22 protein-coding genes, 1 tRNA gene and 2 pseudogenes are annotated in these 25,475 nt (G+C 52.4%); 7 read left to right on the top strand and 18 right to left on the bottom strand.

The window, feature by feature from the left end:
- Window positions 1-50: 50 nt before the first annotated feature.
- Both J2W17_RS16495 and J2W17_RS16500 read right to left on the bottom strand, forming a co-directional pair.
- A pseudogene (locus J2W17_RS16495) lies at window positions 51-343 on the bottom strand (DUF3077 domain-containing protein).
- 734 nt (window positions 344-1,077) lie between these two features.
- Window positions 1,078-1,400, bottom strand: a pseudogene (locus tag J2W17_RS16500) (helix-turn-helix domain-containing protein).
- 220 nt (window positions 1,401-1,620) lie between these two features.
- Between J2W17_RS16500 and J2W17_RS16505 the strand changes: the two are divergent.
- From J2W17_RS16505 to J2W17_RS16515, 3 genes are read left to right on the top strand one after another with little or no spacing between them, the layout of a single operon-like run.
- Complete coding sequence (locus J2W17_RS16505; protein WP_064675421.1) at window positions 1,621-1,842, top strand: tautomerase family protein; 222 nt, start codon at window positions 1,621-1,623, stop codon at window positions 1,840-1,842.
- Window positions 1,839-2,495 (top strand): DsbA family oxidoreductase, encoded by a 657-nt coding sequence (locus J2W17_RS16510; protein ID WP_307336029.1) that lies wholly within the window; start codon window positions 1,839-1,841, stop codon window positions 2,493-2,495. The genes J2W17_RS16505 and J2W17_RS16510 overlap by 4 nt, the downstream gene beginning before the upstream one ends.
- A 42-nt stretch (window positions 2,496-2,537) precedes the next feature.
- The gene (locus tag J2W17_RS16515) at window positions 2,538-3,248 is read left to right on the top strand and encodes an SDR family NAD(P)-dependent oxidoreductase (RefSeq protein WP_154979423.1); all 711 of its coding nucleotides are present in this window, start codon (window positions 2,538-2,540) and stop codon (window positions 3,246-3,248) included.
- Window positions 3,249-4,195: 947 nt separating this feature from the next.
- Here J2W17_RS16515 and J2W17_RS16520 read toward each other — a convergent pair.
- The 3 genes from J2W17_RS16520 to J2W17_RS16530 form a co-directional block, all read right to left on the bottom strand.
- The gene (locus J2W17_RS16520) at window positions 4,196-4,501 is read right to left on the bottom strand and encodes a rhodanese-like domain-containing protein (RefSeq protein WP_307336035.1); all 306 of its coding nucleotides are present in this window, start codon (window positions 4,499-4,501) and stop codon (window positions 4,196-4,198) included.
- 51 nt (window positions 4,502-4,552) lie between these two features.
- Window positions 4,553-5,230, bottom strand: coding sequence for an ArsR/SmtB family transcription factor (locus J2W17_RS16525; protein ID WP_307336037.1), 678 nt, complete (start codon window positions 5,228-5,230; stop codon window positions 4,553-4,555).
- Window positions 5,231-5,318: 88 nt separating this feature from the next.
- Complete coding sequence (locus J2W17_RS16530; protein WP_307336040.1) at window positions 5,319-6,095, bottom strand: sulfite exporter TauE/SafE family protein; 777 nt, start codon at window positions 6,093-6,095, stop codon at window positions 5,319-5,321.
- A 360-nt stretch (window positions 6,096-6,455) separates the two neighbouring features.
- Here J2W17_RS16530 and J2W17_RS16535 point away from each other — a divergent pair, with 360 nt between their 5' ends.
- Window positions 6,456-7,079, top strand: a complete 624-nt coding sequence (locus J2W17_RS16535) for a class I SAM-dependent methyltransferase (protein ID WP_307336043.1) — start codon at window positions 6,456-6,458, stop codon at window positions 7,077-7,079.
- Window positions 7,080-7,166: 87 nt separating this feature from the next.
- On the opposite strand, the gene J2W17_RS16540 is transcribed toward J2W17_RS16535, so the two are convergent.
- The 11 genes from J2W17_RS16540 to J2W17_RS16590 all read right to left on the bottom strand — a co-directional run bounded on the left by J2W17_RS16540 (window position 7,167) and on the right by J2W17_RS16590 (window position 21,802).
- Complete coding sequence (locus tag J2W17_RS16540; RefSeq protein WP_307336046.1) at window positions 7,167-7,442, bottom strand: hypothetical protein; 276 nt, start codon at window positions 7,440-7,442, stop codon at window positions 7,167-7,169.
- Window positions 7,439-8,419 (bottom strand): integrase domain-containing protein, encoded by a 981-nt coding sequence (locus J2W17_RS16545; protein WP_307336049.1) that lies wholly within the window; start codon window positions 8,417-8,419, stop codon window positions 7,439-7,441. The genes J2W17_RS16540 and J2W17_RS16545 overlap by 4 nt, the downstream gene beginning before the upstream one ends.
- 903 nt (window positions 8,420-9,322) lie before the next feature.
- Window positions 9,323-10,651, bottom strand: a complete 1,329-nt coding sequence (locus J2W17_RS16550; RefSeq protein ID WP_307336051.1) for a tyrosine-type recombinase/integrase — start codon at window positions 10,649-10,651, stop codon at window positions 9,323-9,325.
- Window positions 10,652-11,072: 421 nt separating this feature from the next.
- Window positions 11,073-11,891: a hypothetical protein gene (locus tag J2W17_RS16555; protein WP_307336054.1), complete on the bottom strand. Its 819-nt coding sequence runs from the start codon at window positions 11,889-11,891 to the stop codon at window positions 11,073-11,075.
- Window positions 11,891-13,432, bottom strand: coding sequence for an AAA family ATPase (locus J2W17_RS16560; protein ID WP_307336057.1), 1,542 nt, complete (start codon window positions 13,430-13,432; stop codon window positions 11,891-11,893). Before J2W17_RS16560 ends, J2W17_RS16555 begins: the two co-directional genes overlap by 1 nt.
- 11 nt (window positions 13,433-13,443) lie before the next feature.
- Entirely contained in the window at window positions 13,444-15,102 is a 1,659-nt protein-coding gene (locus J2W17_RS16565) for a restriction endonuclease subunit S (RefSeq protein WP_307336059.1), read from the bottom strand.
- The gene (locus J2W17_RS16570) at window positions 15,095-16,642 is read right to left on the bottom strand and encodes a class I SAM-dependent DNA methyltransferase (RefSeq protein WP_307336705.1); all 1,548 of its coding nucleotides are present in this window, start codon (window positions 16,640-16,642) and stop codon (window positions 15,095-15,097) included. The genes J2W17_RS16565 and J2W17_RS16570 overlap by 8 nt, the downstream gene beginning before the upstream one ends.
- An 875-nt stretch (window positions 16,643-17,517) precedes the next feature.
- Complete coding sequence (locus J2W17_RS16575) at window positions 17,518-18,498, bottom strand: integrase domain-containing protein (RefSeq protein ID WP_307336061.1); 981 nt, start codon at window positions 18,496-18,498, stop codon at window positions 17,518-17,520.
- The gene (locus J2W17_RS16580) at window positions 18,476-18,835 is read right to left on the bottom strand and encodes a hypothetical protein (RefSeq protein ID WP_307336063.1); all 360 of its coding nucleotides are present in this window, start codon (window positions 18,833-18,835) and stop codon (window positions 18,476-18,478) included. The genes J2W17_RS16575 and J2W17_RS16580 overlap by 23 nt, the downstream gene beginning before the upstream one ends.
- Complete coding sequence (locus tag J2W17_RS16585; protein WP_307336065.1) at window positions 18,819-20,219, bottom strand: YfjI family protein; 1,401 nt, start codon at window positions 20,217-20,219, stop codon at window positions 18,819-18,821. The genes J2W17_RS16580 and J2W17_RS16585 overlap by 17 nt, the downstream gene beginning before the upstream one ends.
- 1,082 nt (window positions 20,220-21,301) lie before the next feature.
- On the bottom strand, window positions 21,302-21,802 hold the full coding sequence (locus tag J2W17_RS16590) for a LasR-specific antiactivator QslA (RefSeq protein WP_307336068.1): 501 nt from the start codon (window positions 21,800-21,802) through the stop codon (window positions 21,302-21,304).
- A 154-nt stretch (window positions 21,803-21,956) separates the two neighbouring features.
- Between J2W17_RS16590 and J2W17_RS16595 the strand changes: the two genes are divergently transcribed.
- From J2W17_RS16595 to J2W17_RS16605, 3 genes are all read left to right on the top strand, one after another.
- Window positions 21,957-22,316: a hypothetical protein gene (locus J2W17_RS16595; RefSeq protein WP_307336071.1), complete on the top strand. Its 360-nt coding sequence runs from the start codon at window positions 21,957-21,959 to the stop codon at window positions 22,314-22,316.
- 68 nt (window positions 22,317-22,384) lie between these two features.
- The gene (locus J2W17_RS16600; RefSeq protein WP_307336074.1) at window positions 22,385-23,428 is read left to right on the top strand and encodes a hypothetical protein; all 1,044 of its coding nucleotides are present in this window, start codon (window positions 22,385-22,387) and stop codon (window positions 23,426-23,428) included.
- 95 nt (window positions 23,429-23,523) lie between these two features.
- Window positions 23,524-23,871 (top strand): hypothetical protein, encoded by a 348-nt coding sequence (locus J2W17_RS16605; protein WP_307336077.1) that lies wholly within the window; start codon window positions 23,524-23,526, stop codon window positions 23,869-23,871.
- A 24-nt stretch (window positions 23,872-23,895) separates the two neighbouring features.
- Here J2W17_RS16605 and J2W17_RS16610 read toward each other — a convergent pair whose 3' ends face one another.
- The gene (locus tag J2W17_RS16610) at window positions 23,896-25,218 is read right to left on the bottom strand and encodes a tyrosine-type recombinase/integrase (protein ID WP_307336080.1); all 1,323 of its coding nucleotides are present in this window, start codon (window positions 25,216-25,218) and stop codon (window positions 23,896-23,898) included.
- A 164-nt stretch (window positions 25,219-25,382) separates the two neighbouring features.
- Window positions 25,383-25,458, bottom strand: a tRNA-Thr gene (locus J2W17_RS16615).
- Window positions 25,459-25,475: the final 17 nt, after the last annotated feature.

Genomic DNA, 25,475 nt, shown 5'->3' on the forward strand with positions numbered 1-25,475 from the left:
ACCTCGGAAAGCCCCGATCAATTCGGGGCTTTTTCATACATGCGATTCGCCTATGGAGCGAGGTTGCTGGCTCGGTTGTTACATGGTGCGTCGAGCACCTTCACCACATCATCGATGATCGCCTTGCTCATATCCTGCAAATAATGCGACGCCCAGGCATGCCGGTCGGTGTCGCGAACCATGGCCGCATCGGATGCGAGCAGTTTGGCAACGTGGAGCAGATCGGAGGCGTGAGAGAGGGCTTGGATCACCGGGACACCGGCGTTGATGCGGAACAGCGGTTCGTTGGCGTGGTAAGAGAAGTGGTGAGACCGATGGTTTTCAGGTTTTGGGGGTTGGTCATTGTGCGCCTCCGCTTTTTGGACGGTGGTGGGTGATGACCGGTGCAGCAAAGGTGGAAATTTTCGACGGTACTATGGCGGGCATTAGCAAAAACTCCTGAATCAAGTTAGAGCTACCACGTTCGTTCTCAGGCGAATGGGTGGCAGCTATGCGCGGGCTGAGAAACCGGAGATACAGGAACCCGGCAGACCCGAAGGTCTCCCACGCACAGCCGCCATTACACGGAAATGCAGGCACAAAAAAACGCCGACAATCGTGACTTGGGGCGCTTGTGCGCCTGTATCTTACTTGGGTTCTCAGGCCCGGTCGCTGAATTGGCAGCGACGGTTTTAAGATAGCTTGAGGGCGGCGGATGCGCAATCGTGGCCAGGTGCTGGTGTGGGTTGAAGGTTTTTGTGATTTTTATGACTCGGCAATAATTATTGGCCAGCCATGATGTTCATAATTTGAAAGCCTGCCGATGGCCTATTTGTATTGCTGAAGGAGGCATTTAGAAATGGACATTGAATTGGGTCAGTTTCAAAAGGATTTGCTGGAATCTGTATGCGAAATGAATGAGTGCCAAGCCCATCCTATCGCTGAGGTTAGGCCATTAATGCAGGAGCGATTTGATTCAAACATGTCGTCGTCTGCGACACGTTCACATAACATGTCGCAGAAATTGAAAAAATGCGACACGTAACAAAACGGACTACATCAGAAGGGGCTGAGTCCTACAGTAAAGTCGTACAACATCTAGCAGGCGTTAGCTTGTGAAATAACGATCTGAGGCGTGGCCCCGGCATCGTTGAACGGCAATGTAAAAGTGGCGCGAAAGCCCAGTTTATCCAGCATGTCCATCATTGCATCGATCGTGAATTTCTCGATCTTCCCAGTGGTGAGCTCTGAAATGCGTGATTGGGTCACGTTCAACCTGGTTGCGGCCGCACTCTGGTTAAGACCAAGGGTTTGATGCAGTCAGTGATGAACACCGAAAGCTCCATCTTCAGCGCGATTTTACTGGCGACTTCTTTTCCATGCGTGACATGGAATGGACTGTCGAAAAATTGAATGGCCATGAATGTCTCACTCCTTTGAGTTATCTAAAATTTTCGATAAATGCAGGCTATTCGATTGATCCTTTATAGGCAAACGAGTAGTGCTTGCGCGACAGCATCCATTACACCAAGTAACTAATGATGTTCCCGCCCCCATCTTTATCCCCCGCAGCCAACCTCATACATTGAGCTCCAACACCTACCCATCACCCCGATGAGCAGGTCACTGGAGATCTTCCTCATGCCTTTCGTAAGCGTACGCATCACCCGCGATGGCGTTACCTCTGAGCAGAAAGCTCAGGTGATCGCTGAAATCACTGAAACACTGGAACGCGTGCTCAAAAAGGATCCGCACCTGACCCACATCGTGATCGAAGAAGTCGACACCGATAACTGGGGCTACGCCGGCATCACCACCACCCAATACCGCAAGCAACTGGCTGAAGGGGAGGGCAAGTCGTGACGCCGTCGGTCTCCATCGATTTCATCTCCGACGTGGTGTGCCCTTGGTGCGCCTTGGGTGCAACGGCACTGGAGCAGGCGATCGAGAAGGTGGCGGGTGAAGTTTCGGTCGAGCTGACCTACAAGCCCTTCGAGTTGAACCCGGACATGCCGGCGGAAGGCGAGAAAGCGGTCGAGCACTTGATGCGCAAATACGGGCGCACCGCCGAAGACGTCGCCGCTGGCAAGGCGATGCAGATCGAACGTGGCGCGACCATCGGTTTCACGTTCGATCTGAAGAAGCGCACTCACTTCTACAACACGTTCGATGCTCACCGGCTGATGGTGTGGGCGTTGCAGGAAGGGCGGCAGGTCGCACTCAAGAAAATCCTGTTGCGCGCTTACTTCACCGATGGCCAGAACCCGAGCGATCGCGAGACGCTGGTTCGTCTGGCCACTGAAGCAGGACTGGATGCGGCGGCGGCTCACGAGGTGTTGGCGTCCGGAGCGTATGCCAAAGAAGTGCGTGAGCTTGAAGGGTTTTACCGCCAGCGCGGGATCAATTCGGTGCCGGCCATGATCCTCAACGGTCGTCACCTGGTGTCCGGTTCGCAGTCGGTCGAGTACTACGAACAGATGTTGAGACAAATGGCGAAGGTCCCCGCTGAAGCCTGATTACTTACTTTTCAAATCATCATTTATTAGTAGAGGTTCATCATGAGCAATTCGAAAAAAGTCATCGTTATCACTGGCGCCTCGCAAGGTCTCGGCGCAGGCATGGTCAAGGCTTTCCGTGACCTGGACTACAAGGTCGTCGCCACTTCACGTTCGATCAAACCATCCACCGACCCGGATATCCTCACTGTGGCGGGCGACATCGGCAACCCGGAGGTCGCCCGGCAAGTTATCCGTGAAACGATCGAACGTTTCGGCCGCATCGACACCTTGGTTAACAACGCCGGAATCTTCGTCGCCAAACCGTTTACCGAGTACACCGCTGAAGACTACGCCAATGTGCTCTCGGTAAACCTGAATGGCTTCTTCTACATCACCCAACTTGCGATTACCGAGATGGAGAAACAAGGCAGCGGTCACGTGGTGAACATCACCACCAGCCTGGTGGACCATGCCATTGACGGCGTGCCGTCGGTACTCGCTTCGCTGACCAAAGGTGGCCTGAACGCGGCGACCAAATCCTTGGCCATCGAGTACGCCAAACGCGGGATTCGGGTGAACGCGGTTTCTCCTGGCATCATCAAGACGCCGATGCATGGTGAGGAAACTCATGAAGCGCTGGGGAATCTGCACCCGGTTGGGCATATGGGTGAGATCAGTGACATTTCTCAGGCGGTTGTGTATCTGGACAGCGCCAATTTTGTTACCGGGGAAATTCTGCACGTTGATGGTGGGCAGAGCGCCGGTCACTAAGGCCAGTTTTCCAAATAGCAGTTACAACAAAGCCCTCGAGGAAATGCGAGGGCTTTGTTGTAGAGAGACAGGACTGATGAGCTTATTAGGGTGCTGCAGATGTCGAAAAAGTTGTCCTTTTTTTGCTATCACAAGCGAATACGTGGACTTAGATGAGAATCAACAGAATATTTGGAAAAAATAACCCGTGGCTGCAGTGGATCAGAACTATTGTGATGTGATGACTGGCACTTCGCCACTCATCATCTACAGGTGAATTCGATGGAGCGGTATAAAAATCTCAGTGGCGATTCGAATGTAGTCGCTTATGAGCTAGGACAAGGATCAATCACTGTTCAATTCGCTACCGGTACGCATAGGACGTATCTCTATGATTCGGTTAGGCCCGGCGCGGCGATGGTCACAGAGATGCGACGTTTAGCAGTGGCGGGACGGGGGTTGAACAGCTACATCGGGCGTGTTGTGAAGGGCGGCTACTCAGGGAAACGATAATCAGGTAGCAATATTTCCAAGGAGCTGAGCCAGAATTTCGAAACCCCAGAAACATCAAAGCCCTCGTATTTCTACGAGGGCTTCGTTTTGTATGGTGCCGGCACCAGACGAACGGTATGTTTCGGCGGGGCTAGGTTTTTCGGGCGTCTGGAGTTCGTTGGAAAATTCGGCGTACCCCAACTAGTAACTATAAAGAAATCAGATAGTTATGGCGTTCGATGGAATCGAACTTGGGATTTTTGAGATGTCAGCACGTTGTCGGTCTGCAAGTAATTCAGAGCCGCATACGAATGGTAAACCTCCTGAATTTGAACATTGTCGATCATCCCTTCCGTAGAGAATAGGCAGGAATCCGCCAGTAGCAGCCCATCGCGAAGGCTGTGCCCGACAAATAGCAGACGCTCAGCGAGCTTGCTAACACCTGCTAAATGCATCGGAAATGACGGGGCTCAGTCCTACTCTGCCTGCCAGTCTTTGACGCCGCCGCTCAAGGGGCGGACGTCCGCGAAGCCCGACGCCTGTAGTAAGTCGGCTGCCCCACATGAACGCTGACCACCAAAATTGCAGACGGTTACGATAGTCCCGCCAGGTGCAAGCTGGCTGGCATGCGACTGCAAGTGGTCGGCGGGTATGTTAATGGCACCTTCGACATGGCCTACCGCGAATTCCTCGGGTGATCGCACGTCGATGATCGTTAACATTTCCTTATGCGCCATTAACGCCTTAAGTTCGTTGGGCTGGATGAAGGTACGCTCGCTCATGGGAATGCTCCTGGTTTGGATTAAAGCTTTCCGCCAGAACGCGAAGCGTAGTTAGGCGGAGGTCGATTCGGTAGCGAGCCCAGCGGCGCGCCATTCTGGATAGCCTTCCTCCAGACGTCGAACGTTGTAGCCCTTGCCTCGCAGGCGAACGACCGCGTCGAACGACATCACGCAGTACGGGCCACGGCAGTAGGCAACGATCAGTTGCTGTTTCGGCAACTGCTCTAGGCGATATTCCAATTCGCTCAACGGCATGGAGAGGGCGCCTGGCAAATGGCCAAGGTCAAACTCATGCTCAGGCCGCACGTCGATCACCGTTACTTCCCCGCCGCGCAATTGTTCCAGCAGCTGTTCGCGACTCAGTGCATCAAGATTGTCACGCGCTTGGAAATAGTCGGTCATTACCTGCTGTACTTCCGCACGATTGCGCTCGCCGACCCGGCCCAGGGAGCCAAGAAGCCCTATCACCGCCTCATGGCCGGCCAGTCGGTAGAAGACTTGCTTGCCTTGGCGTTCGGTTTCCACCAAGCGGGCGCGCCGCAGAATCTGTAGATGACGAGATGTATTGGCAAAGGTCAGTTGGCAGCTCTGCGAGAGTGATTCAACGCTATGTTGGCCCTGACCCAGCCGTTCGAGCAGTTCGATCCTGTGAGGATGACCTACTGCCTGGGCAATTTCTGCCAAGCTTGCGTAGATTGCCTGCTTGGGGCTGGGCTGCGTTGGGTTCATGGATCGCATCGCTCATTCAGCAGATTAATGGAATAACCCAGCGACTTTAAACCGTTGTGCTGTCGGCGCCTACCGTCAGGCTCACCTGCTACGCGAAGGCACGCCAGATGTAGTGCAGCCCCACGACGATACCGATAGCACCCAGCATGCGCCTGAGTAATTTCTCGGGTAACCAGGGTTGCAGTGCAGCTCCTGCATAAGTACCTGCGAAACCGCCTGCGCCCAGCGCAAAACCCATTGCCCAATCAGGAGAAATAGCGCTGCCGTTGGCAGCCGCTATAAGTAAATAGGTGGCAAGCCCGGCAATCGAAGTGACCAACGTTGAAGCCAGCGCCGCAGGCGCCACTTCAGCCACTCCATACCCCATGCCGACCAAAATGGGCGCTAACAACGAGCCCCCGCCGATGCCATAAATCCCACCAATCATGCCTACGATCAATGCTATGCCGAGGACAGGCGCCCGATGCTTGAGGTGTACCTCGCCAGTGCCTAAGGCGGCACTATTGCGTCCAAATACCAGCCAGATACCCAAGGGGATCAGCACCCCGGCAACCACCAGTAGGAACGCCCCAGGCCCAGTCAGCCAGTAAACCCTGACCGCTGCTCCCGCAATAGTCCCAGGGATGGTGCCGATGATGAGCAGACGTGTCAGTGACCACTGGATCTTGGCACGGCGGTTATAGCGCAACAGCCCGCCAGGTATCGCTACAAGGTTATAAAGAAGGTTAGTCGGAGTGGTCGCCGTGGTAGGAACCTGCAACACGCTCATCTGTACAGGCAGCAAAAACACAGCCCCAGAAACGCCTACTGGCGCGGTGATGGCGGCTATCAAGAATGCAAGGCATGCAGCGATCAGTAGTGTCATTGCGCCACCTGCCTAAAATCTTGAGAGGCCCGCCCGGTTGAAGGGATCAAGTGCCGGATTTGAAGATAGAGAAGACGCATATTTTCACCATTCGAATCGATCAATCATTATTGAAACCGATTGAATGATAGCGATCAAGCTGGTTTACTTTTGTAGGTTCTCTAATTTTCAGAAATCTCAAAACTTCGCGATCTCAGTCAGATGTGGCGCTGGCTTTTGATTTGATGGGAGCGCAGAACCTTATGTTGTGGACTTCCTATCCATGCTCAGGGTACGAGCACAACGGCTTTCCTGACGTGGAGCTGGTCGGCTGGTTGACCTATTTTTCACCAGCCCAGCAAGCGATTTGAAGAGGTGTGTATGCAAAGCAAAGATCATTGGGAAAAGGTCTACAGGGAGAAGCCATTTGACCGTGTCAGCTGGTATCAGGAGAACGCTGAGATGTCTCTTGCCCTAATTCGTCGGTTCGTACCACACCTGGACGCCCAACTGATCGATGTCGGCGCAGGAGCTTCGACCTTGGCTGACGATCTTCTTCGCCTGAGCTATGAGAACCTAACGGTGCTTGATATTTCAGCTGCCGGATTAGACGTGGCGCGCAAGAGACTGGGAGCGAATGCAGAAAGGGTCACTTGGATAGAGGCAGACATTACATCCGCCCCTCTTCCAAGTCATCGATACGACCTATGGCATGACCGAGCGGTATTCCATTTTTTAACGGAACCGGAGGATCGAGCCAAGTACATACGAGTCATGAGTGCAAGCCTCAAACCTGGCGGAGTTGCGATCATCGGCACGTTCGCTGAAGAGGGGCCCAGTCATTGCAGCGGACTTCCGACCGAGCGCTACAGCGCTGCAAGTTTAGCCACAATATTTGGTAGCCAGTTTGAAGTGCTTGAGCATGCGTATGAAGAGCACTGCACACCCAACGGCGGTACGCAGAAATTCCTATACGTTTGTTTTAAAAAGCTACCCCCACAATAAGATCTGACCATTGCACTGCTCAGGCCTTCATGACCAGCCTTCCGCTGCATCGACCGGTTGAATCCACAGTCGTTTTCTGAGCTTTGTTTAGCGGTTGAACTGCCAGGGTTTTCCTAAGCGATGAGTGAGTAATTGCATTGTCAGCAAATAGTAATAGCGCGTCGATTCATTGTGCTGGTTTAGGTGGTGATTCAAAAACCACGCAAGGTGTTTTCTCTGCCAAGTCCATGGATTGTCGCGTTGCCAGCGACTAGCAATCGCCATCTGAATAGCCTTCGCTTGGCGAAGGTGACGCTGACGCGTGGAATGCGACCCTGTCAATACACCCGCCAGGAAAAGCTCCATATCGAATGGTTTGCTCATGGTCGACCGCCGATGTACGCCGAAACCACGTCGATACGACCGTGCCCCAGCTCATAGCTGATTCGTGCGCGTGCCTCCTGATCGAGGCGTCGGTCGAGCTGGCAGCACCTGCCACCGTTGATGGGTGCAAGATGCTGAGTGATTTGCTCGTAGCGTTCGCACGCATAGGCTGCCCGCAATTCGTGGAAGCCTTTGAGGTTGTGTGTATGGAGGACCTCCCGTGCGGGGCGGACGATTTCCCGTTGGAAATCAAGGTAGCTTTGATTCGGTGCCAGTAGGTTGCGGCTGCCATGCGGTAAGACCTGCTCGGCATATCTGAGTGCTTCGCGAACATGGTCATCCACCATGATCCAGCGAGGTGCTGTTGCTCCGCCGCGGCCACCTTTGGTTCCGTCCTGGATGTTGATCCTCCCGAGTTGCTCGGCTTCCCGTTGCAGTCGAGGAAGGTCGGCCAAAATGGCCTCGCGCAAGCGCATTCCGGCGGCTCGCGCCAAGTGCACAATGGCGGTAGCGCGTTGCATTTGGTGTTCGCAGAGTACGTCGACGATCCGTTTCACATGTTCGCGGTCTTGGCCTTGCGGCACTGAATGACGAACACTAGTGCGCCGCATTCCCAGCGCCTTACTCGGGCTCGGCACTTTCACATATTGATCACCGCGAAGCGCGGCCATGGTCCGATTCACACTGGACAACCGGTTTTGCGCAGTGGCGATGGCCAGCTCACCTTGTTCAACTTGTTGGCGCAGATGTCCGGCGTAGTCCAGCAAGGTCTGGCAATTAATCTGACGCGCATTGTTAAACCCCGGCCCTTCCTCCGACCGACACCAGCGTACAAACGCCTGCCAGCGATCACTGTGAGCCTTGACCGTGCCGTAATGCCCGCCGCCGAATAGATCGCGCAACGCCTGCGGTCCGGCATAGTTCAGTTGCCGGCCATAGCCAAAATTGCGCCCATCACGTTTACCTACCAGTGCCATGATCAAACTCCTCTCGAAGCCAAAACTTTTAAAACTTTCCCCACGTCATCCCGCCAAGAATGTTGAGTGTTATCAGGGATCAAGGCCCCTGCGACCTGTGAGGGTTGTCCACTAACGCGGGACTGACGACTCCTTACGACCGGGAGTTTGGGCATCTCATGATCTGGCCTCCTGAACACTTCCGAAGAAGTGGGCGGGTGGAAGCTGCATTGGCTGACGAGACCGACGCCGCGAGATCCTGAGTCGGGTGAAGGCAGTGACGCGATGACCGGGGCATGCCTGACTGTCAGTCAGGTGCAGTCCATTCCGTGGGCTGCGGCACCATAATCTGCATCGCTGTTGCTGGTGACTTCGGTGTTTGTCACGCCGATTGTCACTAGGGGGAATGCCGCAAAGCCTTTTACGAGTTGGGCTGCAGCAGCGGTTGGAGCGCCCGTCTCTTTCCGGGAGAAAGAGACGGGCGCAGGTTGGCGCAGTGAAATGGCCAAGCGGAAAGGTTGCTGCAGGGCAGCTGGGTAGGGGATGTATTTGCCGCAATGGCAACGTTCTGAAGTAGGCATCCATCACTCGGTGAGTGACCGTGCGAGCCGCCGGACGCTAATCGCACTTTGGGAGAACCACCACAATGTGGCGTAGCCTTAAAGGTTCTGGCTACCTGGGTTGCTGTCAACGACAGCGCTTGCCCGATCTTTTCTACGCCTGTGGATAATTTGGGTCAAGGCTCGAATTTTCGGGAACTCTGCGGCTGTGGATGAAATTATCCACCGGTGGAAATCCGTGGTTTTCCACAGACAGTTGCGTGGGCTTTATATTTTATAAGTGAGGTCCATCCAAGCAGGGCGGCTTTGCAGCCCCGCTTGGATGGACCCGCGTGGAAGGGCGGACTGCGGTGATCTCATTGGCTTACCCACGTTTGGATGCGCCACGGCTATTTTGTAGGGCGGTGATGTTGTCGCCGACGGGGTGAGCGAATTCGTGGGGCGTCACATGCCCATGGCGGTTGGCGTCGATGTAGTTGCTCCACCACGCCATGATCAGCCGGCGCTGCTCCAGAAATTCAGCTTTGTGGATATACGCGGCGCGCACGCGGTTGCGTTCCTTGTGGCTCATTTGTCTTTCGATGGCTGCGTCGGTCCACAACCCGGACTCCAGCAGGGCGCTACAGGCCATGGTCCTGAAGCCGTGGCCGCACACGTCCTTGCTGGTGTCATAGCCGACGTTGCGGAGCATGGTGTTCACCGTGTTCTCGGACATAGGCTTCCAGTACTTGTGGTCGCCCGATAGCACCAACTCTGAAAAGCGACTGAGGCTGCGCAGGCGCTCCAGTATTTCGATGACCTGTGGCGATAGCGGAACCATTTGAATGTCGCCATTCATCTTGGTCTCTCGTGTGGAGTTGCGTACCCCTTCAATCGGTGTGCGCGTATCGGGGATTTCCCACATGGCGCGTTGGAGGTCGAACTCACTCCATCGAGCGAAGCGCAGTTCGCTGGAGCGGACGAAAACATGCAACGTCAACAGGACGGCGAGGCGCGTCAGCTCGCGGCCGTTGTAGTTGTCGATCCGGTGTAGCAGTTCGGGTAGGCGGTTGAGGGAGAGGGCCGGGCGGTGGACTGTGCGCGGGGCGTGAATCGAGCCTGCCAGATCCAGTGCAGGATTCATGGTGATCTGCCGAGCCCTTTTGGCCCCGCGCATGATGGTGGATAAGTAGTTCTGTACCCGTAACGCCACATCCATGGTGCCGCGTTCCTTGATGCGCTGGGTGATCTCTAGCAGGTCATGGGTATCGAGTTCAGCGATGGGTCGTTGGCCGATCAGAGGGAAGACGTGGGTACGCAGTCGGCTCATCACGGTTTTTGCGTGTCCTTCGGTCCAGCGACGGGACATATCGGCATGCCACTCCAGAGCAACGGTTTCGAAAAGCAGTGCCGCCCGCTGGGCTACGATCTTGGCCTTCTTCTTTTCTTCCATTGGGTCGAGGTTGTCGAGCAGCAACGCCTTGGCTTCGTCTCGCTTACGTCGTGCGACGGAAAGGGTAACGATGGGGTAATTGCCGATGATGAGCGTACCTTCCTTGCCGCTGGGCTTGGTGTACTTCAAGCGCCAGGTCTTCACGCCATTGGGTTTGACGAAAAGGTACATGCCGCCGCCGTCGAACAGTTTGTAGGCGCGTTCGCGGGGTTTGGCCGTGCGGCATTGCAGGTCGCTGAGGGGGATCGCTAGACGTGGCATAGGGGTACGCGCTCCTGACCGGGAAATCGCAGTACCCCTAACATACCCTCGGGGAAGGGGGATTTTGTTGGATCCCGACAGAGGGTCCTGGAACGAAAAAACCCGCCAAAGGGCGGGTTTTCGGGGCTTCCAGAGCATTCGGTGGAATGCAATGGAGCCTAATGTGGTGCGGCACCAGGAGTCGAACGTCAGGGCTTTTGGCGAGTAAAATATATAATTCATGGTAAAAATTATTTGGGAGTACCCCCATTTGTACCCCTAAAAAGCAGCAAGCCGGTCATATTATGTGACCAGAGAGTGTTCGATTGGAAGGACGGTACGCTTCCACGTGAGTGGTAAAATGGAAGCGTCGACGCCGATTTTTACCCGTCTTCAAGAGACTAAACATATTTTCCCGTTAAATAACAATAGGATTGTAGTGTTAATCTATTTGTAGGATTTCTTTAATTTCTGGAAGATCCCGATGTTGACGCATAAAGACAATAGCTGCCCTAGAAAGCATTTCGGTGTCTCTAACCATCTTCCGTAGACTGATTTTCGCCTCCTGTATAGATTCGCTGTCTCGTTCGGTCAATGCTTTTTTTAGTTTGTTTATATGCTTTTCAATATTCAGTCTAACCTGATTTCTTTTTCTTACGATTTTTGACTCGTGCAGGTGAAAAATATCGATGGTATTCTGCACTTTTTCGTTGTTGGCTAATTCGGAACTAGGGTTTAACATTGGCTTTCCGTCATTATCGAACCAAAGTAGCTTCCAGTCTTCAGGGTCGAGAGGGTCAAGGAAGTTAGGCTCTTCCAACACCTCAGCTCCAGGAATAAAAGCTCTGTTTGAAGGATTGATTAGAGGGAACTTACAGCCTTTTCCTCCGGTCGATTCTTCAAAGTTTCTAAGGCTGTTACAGAACGTACAGGCACACCTATAGTTCTTCCAGTCAAAAGAAAGCCACCAGTAACCATTATGACCTTGTTCACCTTCGATCTTACCTTTGGGTCTAAAGTGATCAACCGGCATGTCAGACCGTATTTCTTCAGACTCACAGTACCAACATTTTTTCTTTAAATGTTCTGGCAGAAGTTCGTAGAAGTCGCGCCATACCTTGCTGCTTGAAGAAAGCTTAAGTACGGCTTTTTTTTCTTCGTTCGTTACAGCTATATCCAATGTAGCTCTCGCATTACTCGCTGCAAGTCTCCAACGTTCTGTTAAACGCTCCTCGATGTCGTCTTTGCAAATCCATCGCATTAGAGTGGTACCTTGGGTGTGGAGTGGTATTTGCTTAACAAGTAGTCCATATAGTCTGGATCATCGCTGGATAGACTGAATCCAAGATTATCCAGCTCTATGTTTTTTTGTCTAAGCTCTAGATCCTCAGTAGGAGAGAGCGTTTCTTTACTGGCAAGTTGGTTTCTTCGCGTCAAGGTTTCGTGTGTGATACTATCTAAGGTGGTTACTAGGCCGAAAATATCACTCCGCAGTATTAAATTAATGCCCATGCCTCTTGGGCTTTCAATTGGCATCGCAGCGTGAATTTTTCCATCTTCTCTCTTCATTACCTGAACCTGGCCTTTCTCTAGTTCCGCAATCGCTAGAGGATGGTGGGTCACCATTAGTAGATGGCTTGTACTGTGGCTGGGTACAAATTCCCGAAGGAACTCAAGATACTTTACGGCCCAAGAGGGGTTAAGGTGTGTGTCGGGCTCATCTAGAAGAAAAAGTGAGTCCTTGCCGCCTGTGAATTTAAGTAAGCCTAGTATAGTGAGTAACTGTTGTTCTCCTTCGCTTAACTCCCGAAAGGTAAGTGCGGTTTCGCTATTTGTGACTTTGACTCGAATGCTAACTTCCGAAATTATTTCTGAAAGTAATGTGCTTTCAAGCATTTTGAAAAGCTCGTCAGGAGTCAGATCTTTTGCGAAATCTTTAAGTGAGTTTAAATCAGGTAAAAAAAGATGGAAAAATTCATTTTTGATGTTTTTTCCTGTAAGAGTTGTGTCTTCCTTTCGAGTTACTTTTACGGGCGCGATCGCGTACGGGTAAAGAGCATCCAGAAATTTACGTACAACACCTGATGCACCCCAGAATAGCTCCGACTTGTCTTTGGCCCATGACGGTTGACGCATTACAAAATGGATGCTGTCTAAACTTTCTATACCTAAATGTTTACATATGAAGAGGCGCTCTGGGCTATCTTTTTCGGCCAAGAAAAAGGCAAGTAGCACAAATTGGCTATGATTCGGTTTTGCGTAAAATAGAGGGCGTATATCTCCCTTCAAATTGATGTCGTTTTTTAAAAGCTTCTGATAAAAGTCGGTTCGGTGTTTCCGAAAGTATTTTTCAAGTCTATCACTAGGGCCGGAGTAATATGCAAATAGGTATTTAGGTAGATACTGCGCTACACCAGTTTTCTTATTTCTGGAAACCTTTGATAGTGGGGTTGCTATATTGTCATCCGCAGTTTCTAAATGGTCATTTGCTTTTTTTAAGTTCCGTACCGTAATTTCATATTGCTTTGTAAGTGCCCCTCTTGTGGGGTCGGCGTCAATAGTGATTTCTTCCCAGCGGCCGGAATTTTTTTCTCCGAGCTGATAAGTAATGACGTAGTAAAATGGCGGTGACTCTCCAAGATCTAAGTTTCTAAAAATCGAAACCAGCGCTTCCAATACGTTCGACTTTCCTGAGCCGTTACGACCAACAATGACCGTCATAAGATGATTTTCATCAAAGTCTACTTGTACATTCTCTAGGTTTTTAAAGCTAGAGCGAATATATAATTTATCGACTTTCAATGTTTAGTCCTTTAACTTAACGAAAAGTAGTCTTGGTCGTTGATCTTTGAGCGCTTTTTAGTTATGGTTCCAGAGATAAGGTGAGCTCTAATATCTAAAAAAAATTGTTCCATTTGCTCGGTGCTGGCATCTCTTGGATAGCCAGATTGCTTCAAAAGATCTTGACCTGTCAGAGCAGTGCCAGCGGCTGAAAGTGCTTCAATAACAGAGACTATTTTGCCAAGTTTCATGCTAATACCTAGCTTTGGTTTATCCGGTTTTCTGAAGCTTTTTGGAATGGGGGCTTCGGCTTGGTGAGATCGGATGCGCGCGAGAAGGTCGCAGACCGGCTCTTCATCGTAATCTTGCGAGACTAACTCACCTCGAAATGCTTTGGCTAGGATACTTTTTGATAAGTTTCCAATTAGTGATTTTGCTGAATTGGCCTTGCTTTCTAGTTGGTCTGCAAATGTGAAAAGCTGCTCTATTCGATGGATTATTGCAGTCTGTTCAGCTAAGGGTGGCATAGTAAAAGTTAATGATTTTATTTCTTCGCTATTTATATTATTGACGCCACTTGTTGATTTTGCGATACGCTCTATTGTTTCTCGAATGACAGGTGATTTAATCCAGAAATTAACATATTTAGATAATGCTTTATTTTTGTCGAGGCGGGCGCGTATTAAATACCCAGCAAAAAGAAGTCCTGACTCTCTTCGAGTTACTAATGCCGATCTGCCGACAAGCTCTACACTGCCGTTTGAACGGACTATAACTAAGTCATCTTCTTCTAAGGCTAGTTTTAGTATTTCTGACTCTTTGAAATTTGACGATTTAAGGTCTGAAAGACTGATGCCGCTTTCACCTATATTTGGAATTCTTAAGACACCTACAGTACCCCCGTCATACTCGCACTTCTGAGCAGTTCCGTACCTAAGATCTAAAATTACTGAGGAGAAATTTACTTCCTTCCAGCCAGAAGGGAGTATTTTATTGTCCTCCTCGGGGGGATTCTGAGGTTCCAAATCAGGCTGGTTTTGGTTCTTAAAACGCCAGTCTTTGGTCAGTTCGCCCGAGATGGCTGCTGATAGAACGGATTGACGAAAGCGTCTTAAAAGGTGTGGTATCGCGTTAATTCTGGTATTGAGAGTTTCTACCTGAGCTAGTAAGTCATCAAGTTTCTGGGCGATGCGTATCTGTTCACCTTGCGGGGGGATCGGAAGCTTTAACTCTCCAAGTTTCCCTCTTGCAATTCTTTTTCTTGTTGTGCCTGATGAGTTTAGTTCAATTTCTGCCCTGATAGATGGTGAGTTTATAAGATGCATCAAGAATTTACTTGAGATGCCGGTCTTTCCTGTACGAAAAACTGCAACGTCTACGACAGTAAGGCATCGTTGGGAAAGTTTTGGCATCAGACACGCACGACCTAATGGGTCAGGCATACGTGCAATCAGAACATCACCTTCCTTGAGTTCGGTGCAGTTCAAAGACTCAAATTTTTCATTGTTTACAAAACGAGAAGACTTATTCGCGAAATAGCCGTCCCCAATGTCAGCTAGCTGAAGTAACCTATTTTCACCCTTAGGGTCTTGATCTTTACTTTCGATCCAGTCACCGTCGGAGAATAGGCATCCATCCCCCAGTAGCTCATTCAATGATGCAAGGGCCCAATGTTCGGGAATTTCATTCATCTTGGAACTCCTCCTCCAAAACTAGTCCCATGACTTCAGCCAAAAGCTTCTTTTGAGCTATCACCTCATCACCCGCGCCGAGCGCTTTCATTAACTCATCTAACTCGCGCATTGCTTCTGTGAGCTCAGCCATGGCCTCACCCGCGAGTACTTCGGGAGGTGGAAGATCATCGCCGTTGACGGCATCAGTATTCTTCAGCCAGCTTATATCTAGAGAGTCCGCTCTCTCACGAATGAATTCGCGCGTAAATACACGAAAGCGGCTCATCTCTCCAATTCCTTCGATATTCTCGGCGCGCGGACTTTCGCCATCGCGGTCAACGCCGAATGCGTCTTCAAAGGGTTTGAGATAAGCTGAGCCGAATGGATTGCGTTTACCAAACCGAGGCATATTGCTTCGAAGATCGTATACCCATACCCGAGTCGTACATCCTTGCTCTTGATTAATGTTTTTGGGGCTGCCTTTTTGAAAGAACAGCACATTTGTTTTCACGCCCTGGGCATAAAAAATCCCGGTTGGTAGTCGAAGAATAGTATGAAGATTGCATTTTTCCATTAGGTCTCGACGAACATCTGCACCAACACCAGCTTCAAAAAGAACATTATCTGGCAATATAACTGCTGCACGACCACCCGGTTTTAGTCCGCGATAGATATGTTGTAAAAAAGACAGCTGCTTATTGCTGGTGTAGTAGTCAAGGTCTTTCCGGGTTGGACCACCCCCACCTTTGGCGCTACCGAAGGGTGGATTGGAGAGAATAATATCTACCTTTGGTAGTTCTTCTCCAGTGTGGCCTAGGGCATTTCCTAAGTTAATAATACCTTCATGGTTACCTTCGATTCCATGCAATAAAGCATTCATCAATGCTAGACGGCGAGTGCCAGGGACTAGTTCGACACCAATGTACGCTTGCGTACGCTGAAAGTCTCGGGCTCTTTCATCTAGACTTTTAAGGTCGTTAGTTATGGTTTTTATATAAGCATCCGCGGCTATTAGAAAGCCCGCAGTCCCTGCCGCAGGATCTTGAATTGTCTCTCCAGGCTTTGGCTTCACACATCGTATAATGCTGTCAATTAGTGGGCGAGGTGTAAAATATTGCCCAGCACCCGATTTAGTCTCGCTAGCATTCTTTTCTAGCAGGCCTTCGTACAGATCTCCCAAGCCATCTTCGCGGATGCTAAACCAATCAATGCTGTCGAGTGTTTTGATAAGCTGTTCGAGGTGCCGTGGTTCTTTGAGGCGAGTTTGAACTTCGGCATAAATTGCGGAAATTCGTGTGTCGCTGTTTGTTCCTAGACTGCAAAGTGTCTGCTGGTAATGTTCCAGTAGTTTGGTCCCTGTTTTTTGGGCTAGGTCTGGCCAGCGTGCGCCGTTGGGTAGCTTATGACCGAAATCGTCCCTGTTCTGTACCTGCTCGTATTCCATTTTGATAAAAAGAAGCAGCACTAGCTCCGTGACGTAATCGCTATAATTGATTCCGTCGTCACGAAGGATGTCGCATAGGCTCCAGAGTTTTTGCACTATGTCGCTGTTGGTCATGGTTGGCCTGTGTATACGTTGTGAGTGCGGCATGTACGTTCCGCTGTGTGCTTGGATAGGTCCATGCTCCAGCCTTGCGTTGACTTCAATGTGTTCGTTCACCGGCAGATACGTCTGCTCCTGCTCATGCCGTAGACATCCTGTACTGAGCGTGACCTTATCCAGCATACGGGTTACCTGAAATGCCTCCGCCAGGACGAAAATGTTGCGATCCCTAGGCTAGAATTCTCATGTCATGGGTACTGGCTCGTCGTGAGGCCGGATTCATCCGCTACTCTGTGAATTTATTTCCAGCGCAGATTTTACCCTACTGTAGGCTATAGGTTGTCATTCGACGCTACCTAAGGAGCAAATACGCTCATCGGCCTGAAGGCTGCACCTGTTGATGGTTTTCATATCGGCACCTGTCCTACAGACGTTGACGTGCGATCGGTTTGTACCGACCCGATGATTTTAAAAGTGCTCATCTCTGCTTTTCTGGGCAGAAAACTGAGCATCCGGGCATACCTAGCCGTCCCGGCCAAGACATTTTCCATGCGTAGAGGTCACCCAGGCCGTGTTAGACGCAGGTAATGATCCAGGGTGAACCTCATGAAATTATCTTGCCAAGGTGAGAGACCAGTTTTTTTTTAGGCGTCTGCAAATTAACTGCGTCGTGAGGAGATAAGAGTAGCGGGTTGCTGGAGCGTGATTTTTTAGATATCGACTCAGGAACCATCGAATGTGCTTTAGCTGCCAGCGCCATGGAGTATCGAGTTTCCATCGCTTTTGAATAGCAATGTGCATGATGTGTGCTTGTCTACGGTGGCGCTGTCGGGTGGCATGGGCGCCGGAGAGCAATCCGTCGAGGAATAGCTCCATATCGAAGGATTTGCTCACTTTCGACCTCCGATGTAAGCGGATGCAACATCGACTCGGTTGTGACCAAGCTCGATGCTGAGTTGTTTGCGGGCTGTACGGTCCAGCTGGGGATCTTGTAGGTACCCCTTACCGCCGTTCACCGGGGCAAGGTGCCCGGTGATCTGCTCATACCGCTCGCAGGCGTAGGCTGCTCGTAGTTCGTGAAATCCCTTGAGGTCAAAGTTGTGCAGGATATCCCGAGTGGGGCGAACGACTTGCTGCAGGAACTGCAGGTAGCTCTCATCTCGAGAAAGCAAGTTACGGCTGCCGTTGGGGGAGCAGTTTCGGGCAATTTGCAGTGCATTTTTCACCAGTTCGGTGGCGACTATCCAACGTGGAGCTGATGCGCCAGATCGACCACCTTTGGTGCCGTCTTGAATGTTGATCCTGCCAAGTTGTTTGGCCTCACGATGCAGTCGTGGCAGGTCAGCCAATATCGCTTCTCGAAGGCGCATTCCGGTTTCACGTGCCAGAAGCATGATGGCGCAGACCCTGTGTTGCTTCTGATCGTTGAGCTCCTGTGCAATTCGCTCAATTAGCTGTCGATCCTGGCCTTGCGGCGCGATACGGCGAATTGTCGAGCGCTGAAATCCTAACGCCTGGCTCGGGCTCGGGATCTTCACATACTGATCACCGCGAAGCGCTGCCAACGTCCGGTTGACGCTGGACAATCGGTTTTGCGCGGTGGCGATGCTGAGGGCACCGTGGTCGATTTGCTCACGCAGGTGCTGGGCGTATTTCAGTAAGGTTTGCCGACCAATCTTCCGTGCATCGTTGTAGCCTGGCCCCTCTTCGGATCGACACCAGCGCACGAACGCCTGCCAGCGGTCATTGTGGGCTTTGACTGTTGCGAAATGACCACCACCGAACAGATCCTTGAGCGCCTGCGTACCGGCGTAGCTCAGTTGGCGGCCATAGCCAAAATTGCGACCATTACGCCTGCCGACCAGGGCCATCCTGGATCTCCTTTTCATGCTGGCGCAGGTAAGCCAATAGCTCGCGCCAATGGTGACCGACAAGAGTAAGTTGGCCCCAGTCGCTGGGACGAAAACACAGCCTGTTGTCTATGATGAATAGTTCGGCACCTTCCTGGTGTAGGCGCTCAATCACGTCGCTGATGTGGGACCCGTTCCCCTGTTTTTTGGCGACAGCGGCGACAGCGGCGACAAGCCCCGTGGTACCTGGCTTGGAGCGTGGCGACAATGTGGCGACAGTGGTGGCGACAAGTTGTAAATGTTGAGTGTTTTTCGCTTGGGCGCACCGATTGCGTAGGGCTTCATTGAGTCGAAACATGGCGCACCTCGAAGGAGTGTCCGTCTGTGCCCAGCCATTGATGGGTGATCAACTCGACCAGCAGGGCCAACGTGTGATGGCTACTTTTGCGCGCGAAGCGCGGGCCGTTGCGCAACAGATCCCGAACCGTGAAACGGCACCACTGTTTTTCCTGCAGCCAACGCAGCAGCCGATCGGCTTCTTCACGCTGGGTGTTGACCGGTTCCTGCTCAGTCAGCCGTTGGATCTCGGTCAGGTAGTAATCCATCAGCGAGGAAGCGCGCTGGATGTGGGTGACCTCGATCAGTTCGCGGTCTTCCAGTACCGCAAAGACGCCGGCGATCCGTAGCAGATTGTCCGCGGCCTTGGAGGCGCTGGGGCGCACGTTGGCTAGTTCGTCGAATTCGCCGAGTTGGGCTTCGATGGTGTCGTGCAGGTTGATCCAGATTTGCCGGGCCAGGCTTCTGAGGGGCAGGGCTTTGGGGTGTAACGCGCCATCGCTGCCGATTGCCCAAGGACGTTGCAGCAAGTCGGTGATTCGCTGGGTGTAGCGTTTGAGGCTGATGTCTTGGGTGAGATCCACCGGCTGATAAAAGCGCTGTCCGGCCAAGCTCTGTGGCCAGGTGATCAGGCAACGGGCGAAGATGCCTTGGCCGTTGAGTAGTGGATCCTTGAGCAGTTGTCCCGCCAAATAAGGTTGCAGCATCAAATGCAGGCTCAAGCGCCGGTCATAGGCGCGCAGGCTTTCTCCGGCCATGGAACGAGAGCGATCGATGGGGTTGCCGTCCCACAGCGAGGACAGGGTGGTCACGGCCTTGAGGCGGTTGTCCCGGCTCATGGTGCTACTGCCGAGGAATTGGCCGCCCTCGTCGCTGAACAGCCCCATGCTGGGCAGACCCAAACACAGGCTTTTGGTCAGGGCTTCGATGGTCGGTTCGCAGCTGATCAGTCGTGGTGCTACGGGCTCTGACTCTATCTGGATTGGCGTGTCGGTATGGCTATCGATCGTTGCCATCTGCTTCTGAGATCGCACCAGCGTGGCGCGGTAGCGACTGAGTTTTTCGTGGTAGGCCTGCCACTGCAGGCGTTCCCATTCGCGTGCTGGCTGCAAGGCCAGCTTATCCACCGCCGTCTTGCGATCACCTGAAGCCGCAACGGTGAGCAGGTACAGCGACAGCGGATAGACCCGGCCATCCAGCTGCACATTGGCATGCCCCTGAGTGGCCAAGGCCGAGGCCGCCAGCACCGATTGTGCGGCCATGGCCTGCGGCACACCCATCACATCGGCTATGCGCTCGACGGCCGGTCCCAGCAGATCACCGAGGGCTGCCACCGGATAATTTAATGGCGTCGGGTTGGCCTCCAGCAAGGGTTGCGGCGGCAAGCTCCAGGTTGATTGCAGCATCATCTGTCTCCTGTTCAGCAGTTGTTTCCCTCACGCTCCCGCCACGGATGTTGAGTGTTATCAGGGATAAAGGCCCCTGCGACCTGTGAGGGTGTTCACTGACGCGGAACGGACGGCTCTGTACGACCAAGAGCGCGGGCATTTCCCATCGTCTGGCTTCCTGAACGCATCCGAAGATGCGGGCGGGTGGAGGCTGCACCGGTTGACGAATCCGGCGCCGCGAGATCATGGGCGGGAGGAGGGCATCATCGTCGCGAGCGGGGCATGCCTGACTGTCAGTCAGGTGCAGCCTGTCCTGGGCTGCGGCACCGTCGCCAGCGTTAATGCGAGATGTGTCGAATCGGTTTTGTCACGCCGATTGTCACGCGGTGAAGTGCCGCAAAGCCCGTTCAGACGTGGGCTGCAGCAGTGGTACGAGCGCCCGTCTCTTTCCCGGAGAAAGAGACGGGCGCAGTCTGGCGCAGCGAGATGAGCCAAGGGAGGAGGTTGCTGCAGGGCGCATGTGAAGAAGCAGGCAGTCTGCGGCACAGACGCACAGGAAGAGTAGGCATCCGTCACAAGGGTGTTGTGAGCGTGCGAGCCACCGGACGCTGATCGCACTTAGGGTTGAACCACCACTGTGTGGCGTAGCCTCGAAGGTTCGGGCTACCTGGGCTGGTGCTGTCAACGACAGCGATCCATGCGCCAGTAACTACGCCTGTGAATAAAATCGGTCAAGCCTTTAACCGACACCGGCGACAAAATGGCGACTGTCGCCACAGGTGTCGCCACGCGCAAAGCCAGATACCACGGGGCTTGTCGCCGCTGTCGCCGCTGTCGCCAGTATCCTTAACAATTAGCTGTTCGCCGCTAGGAGAAGTGGAAGGTCAACCCATCGTCGATCTATGAATCCCACGGAGATGCGAGGAATGCATATCGCTTGAATGTCGTGGTGATCTTGATATCGCTAGGCTAAATCTCCGGCAAGCGGCGTGAGCAAGCTCTCTTGGCCGGAGCTTTTTGAGTAAAACGCACAGGGCTAGACGTGTCTGGCCCTGTGGCTCTCATGCTTCAAAGCGGGTGGATGTGGGAGGTGGAGTAGACTACAATTGCACTAGTCGTTGCTGCAAACGTAACAAGAAGCCTGCTTCGAAGGAGTCCTGGCAATCGCCCGCCCAATGTCTTTTACGGTGGTGGGAAAGGGCCCACCAAAGGGGAAGCGATGATGAATCATCCAGCCATTCTTCTGCACATAGCACGCCGTCTTCGATCATGGGGGCGTAGTCGGTGCTCCAAGGCGTTCGGATACCAGGTATGCCATCCGCAGCGGGAATCGAGTAGTACTCTTTATATTTTCGTTTTGCCCGTTCGGGAGGGCGCCCCAATAAGCGTTGGAAGGCCATGTCGTACAGCACTGCCGCATCGTCTAGTAATTCAACCACCAAATCTTGCTGCCCTGCGGCATGTAAGACCAGGCTCTGAGCCCCGTTCAGGCGAAGGCGGGCAGATCGGCGCAAGGTTACGGCAACTTCTTCTTGACTCAGTGATGAGGTATCGATGGTTTTAGGTTTGGGTAAGCTGCTCAAGAGGGAATGATCAAGCATGGGGAGGTCCTCCCCGTTGGATTGAGACAATGATTAACAGTCCCTGCAGACATCATTTTTGATGCGCTTCCTTGAAATCAGCATGCTTCGCATCCATGAATGCTCGGTCTGCTCGAAAGGACTTAGGGTCCTTATCCACCACCGAGGAAATGCAATGATCGAACCCTACGAGAAGAGTCGAACACCAGAGCTAAAAAAGTTGCTTAAGCTGTTTTCGGAGCATCAAGTCTCTAACCCAGATGATGATCCAGACCTCTCCGGCACCTCTTTCAAGAATGCCACCGACCACCGAAGCCAAGAGTTGCTAGAAAAAATCGAAGAAGTCGGCCGAGTCGTTCTGTTCGATCACAATGGAAATCAGCAGGGGCAGAGTCGTGCAGCAATTCGCCGCGCTGGATTTCGCGTTGCTGTGGTGGGGGACCCCTACGATGAAAACGAGCGTTACAAGACGACAGTTCAAATTGAAACCCCACATGGCCATGTGACCATTGACGCATCCCGCATCACCCGCTGACTGCTCAACTTGTAGGTAACCGTCGACTGCCTATTGTTTCAGGACCGAGAATGAGGATGGCAAACGTCATGGAAAACCCAGAACCAATTCTAGATGCGGAATTCCCGATGCATGATGATTTGGCGCATGCGTGCAAGCACGTCGCTACTTTGGGTGTTCACCGCTATAGACCGGACCGTCAGTTTGTGCCGCATCCAGATGAGCCAACCGGTACCGTGACCTTCATAAGGCTGAGAGAAAAAACATATGCGGTTACTGCGGCTCACGTGGTGGAAGAACTAAATAAGTATGCAGTTAAACACGGTATACCGGAGGGGAGCTTCTTCTGTCCTAAAGCCCCCGGTGTTCAGATTTCTGGTCCTTTTTTGGTGCCCCCGGCTACATACCCTTTTCCTTCTCCGGACCTTGCCCTGCGGCCTATCAATCCAGAGCTACCGGCCTATCTTGATAAGGTCGCATTCGAGATTAGGCCGGAGGACGAACCAGAGTGGCCGCTTACGCATGGTTTAGCCGTTGGATTCCCTACTCTAGAAAAGCACGACATTGATCACCAAAATCATGGAACTCAGGTGAGCATGCGTTGTGTGCATGCGGTTGCAAGGGGGCTCACCAGTCGTGGTGACAGTGACCAAATGCAATTCCACAGCTCTCTGGCCTCATTGCCCGATGTTAAAAGTCTAAGCGGTGTAAGCGGGGGCGCGATTTTCTGGAGCAGCGAAGATCGTTATGGTCTAGTTGGTTTCGTCAAAGAGGCTTTAGATGTGATTCCAAAAGAGGGTGAAGAATCATTCTATAGTGAGCCCAAGGTCCACTTCCTCGGTACCCGAGCTGACTACCAGACATTATTGCGATGGGCTGACTATGTAGATGCAAACTGGCAGAAAGAGCGGGACATTATCAACCAGACAATTCGTCTGGAGGAGGAAAGTAAGCGTCCTACCATACCTCCTCCGGAAGGGCACAATGTCATCACCGAATACGGTGTCCAAGAGCGAGTTCTCCCGGGGGATCTGCTTTGGCGTCACGAAGAATCCAAATGGGCAGTCGCCAGCACCTCTGAGGTTGGCAGTTGGCTCGTTGGCTATCACGGTGTAGCTCGTCAATGCTCCTAGCTTGTATGCTTGCGGCTGCCTATGGCTATCCCCAAGAGGGGCTAGCCTCTGGGTAAGGTGCTCAGTCGACAATCCGTGCATAAAGTGAGGTTTACATGAGTTACAAAACTGATGAGGACTCCGAGGAGTTGCTCGCCCGACGTATCAAGGCGATGCACATAGCTGCAGCTGCTGCTAATGGGACGCCAAGAGATGCGGCGGACTTTAATTACGATCAAACTATGGCGCTCAGGGAGCACTACAGCGGAGATCCAGGTGTGAACCCGGTCGAGGGTGTCTTCATAAATCCTGAGGGAGAATCTCTTGATCACCCCGAGCCAGGCTCGGCTGCGGCAGCAATCAAAGCAAACGGAATTCTGAAGGATTTGTTGGGCGACGAATTTTCACCTAAACACCAATGGAATGTAGCCCACTTCGTGAAGCTGGATGCCGATAAAAAGTGAAAGTCTGTCACTTTTATCTTCCCTCTATACGTCCACGCCATGCTTTTGCTTGATACGAACAACGTTCTTGCCAACATGATTGGCGAATTCGTGGGGAGTTAAGTGCTGGTACTGGTTGGCGTCGATGTAACGACTCCACCATGCCATGATCAACCGACGCTCCTCTATGAACTCAGCTTTGTGAATATAGGCGGCCCGCACATTGTTGCGTTCTTTATGGCTCATCTGCCGTTCAATTGCTGTCTCCGACCATAGCCCCGACTCGATCAACGCACTACAAGCCATGGCTCTAAATCCGTGACCGCAAAGCTCAGTCTTGGTGTCGTAGCCCATGGTGCGGAGCGCCTTGTTAACTGTGTTCTCCGACATGGGCTTCCAGTACTTCGTGTCTCCTGGAAAAACCAATTCAAAGCGTCCGGTCAGCTCACGAATTTGTTCGAGTAAGACAAGTGCCTGAGGGGATAGGGGAACAAGGTGGATGTCTCCTGCCATCTTGGTGCCGCGTGTAGAAAACGGTACGCCTTCCAAAGCAGGCCGGGTATCCGGGATTTCCCACACACCTCGTTTGAGATCAAATTCGCTCCAGCGAGCGAAGCGCAGTTCGCTGGAACGTACGAATACGTGCAAGGAAAACAGAACGGTCAGGCGAGTCAGATCGCGGCCATGATAGGTCTCGATACGCCCAAGCAGCTCGGGTAGCCGGTTGAGGGGTAAAGCAGGACGGTGGACTGTCTTTGGCATTTTGACCGTGCCGGCGAGATCTAGGGCCGGATTGGCACCAATCTGCCGTGCGCGTTTGGCTTGACGCATTATACTGCTCAGATAATTTTGTACACGTAAAGCAACATCGAGGGTGCCACGTTCTTTGATGCGTTCAATGGGCTCTAGCAAGTCGTGGGTGTCGATGTCGGCAATAGGGCGCCGACCAAGGAAGGGAAATACGTGAGTTTTGAGACGACTCATGACGGTGGTTGAATGTCCCGGAGCCCATTTGCGGGACATTTCAGCATGCCACGCCAATGCTACTTCTTCGAAGCGTAAGCCTTCCCGTTGCGCTACGGTCTTGGCCTTCTGCTTCTGCTCAATAGGGTCGAGACCTTCCGCCAGAAGTGCCCTAGCTTCTTCACGCTTTTTCCTGGCTGATGCAAGCGTTACGACAGGGTAGTCCCCGAAAACGATAATGCCTTCCTTGCCGCTGGGCTTGTAATACTTCATGCGCCAGCTTCTTACGCCGCTGGTTTTTACCAGCAGAAACAGACCACCGCCGTCGAACATTTTGTAGGGGGAGTTACGAGGTTTAGCCGAGCGGCAAAGGGCGTCACTGAGGGGGGCACAAGTGCGAGGCATAGGGGTACGCTCCCAATTGTCGAACCGTTGTATACCCCTACTAATACCCCTAAAAAATGCGGTATTCAAAAGAATCCGACGGAACGCCAAAACGAAAAAACCCGCCAGAAGGCGGGTTTTTCGGGGGTTTCAGAGATTTTGAAAGCCTTCTCTGGAACCTTGTATGGTGCCGGCACCAGGAGTCGAACCCGGGACCTACTGATTACAAGTCAGTTGCTCTACCAACTGAGCTATACCGGCGTGTTGGGCGACGATTA

This window comes from Pseudomonas lini (assembly GCF_030812475.1).
In the GTDB taxonomy this organism is placed as follows: domain Bacteria; phylum Pseudomonadota; class Gammaproteobacteria; order Pseudomonadales; family Pseudomonadaceae; genus Aquipseudomonas; species Aquipseudomonas lini_A.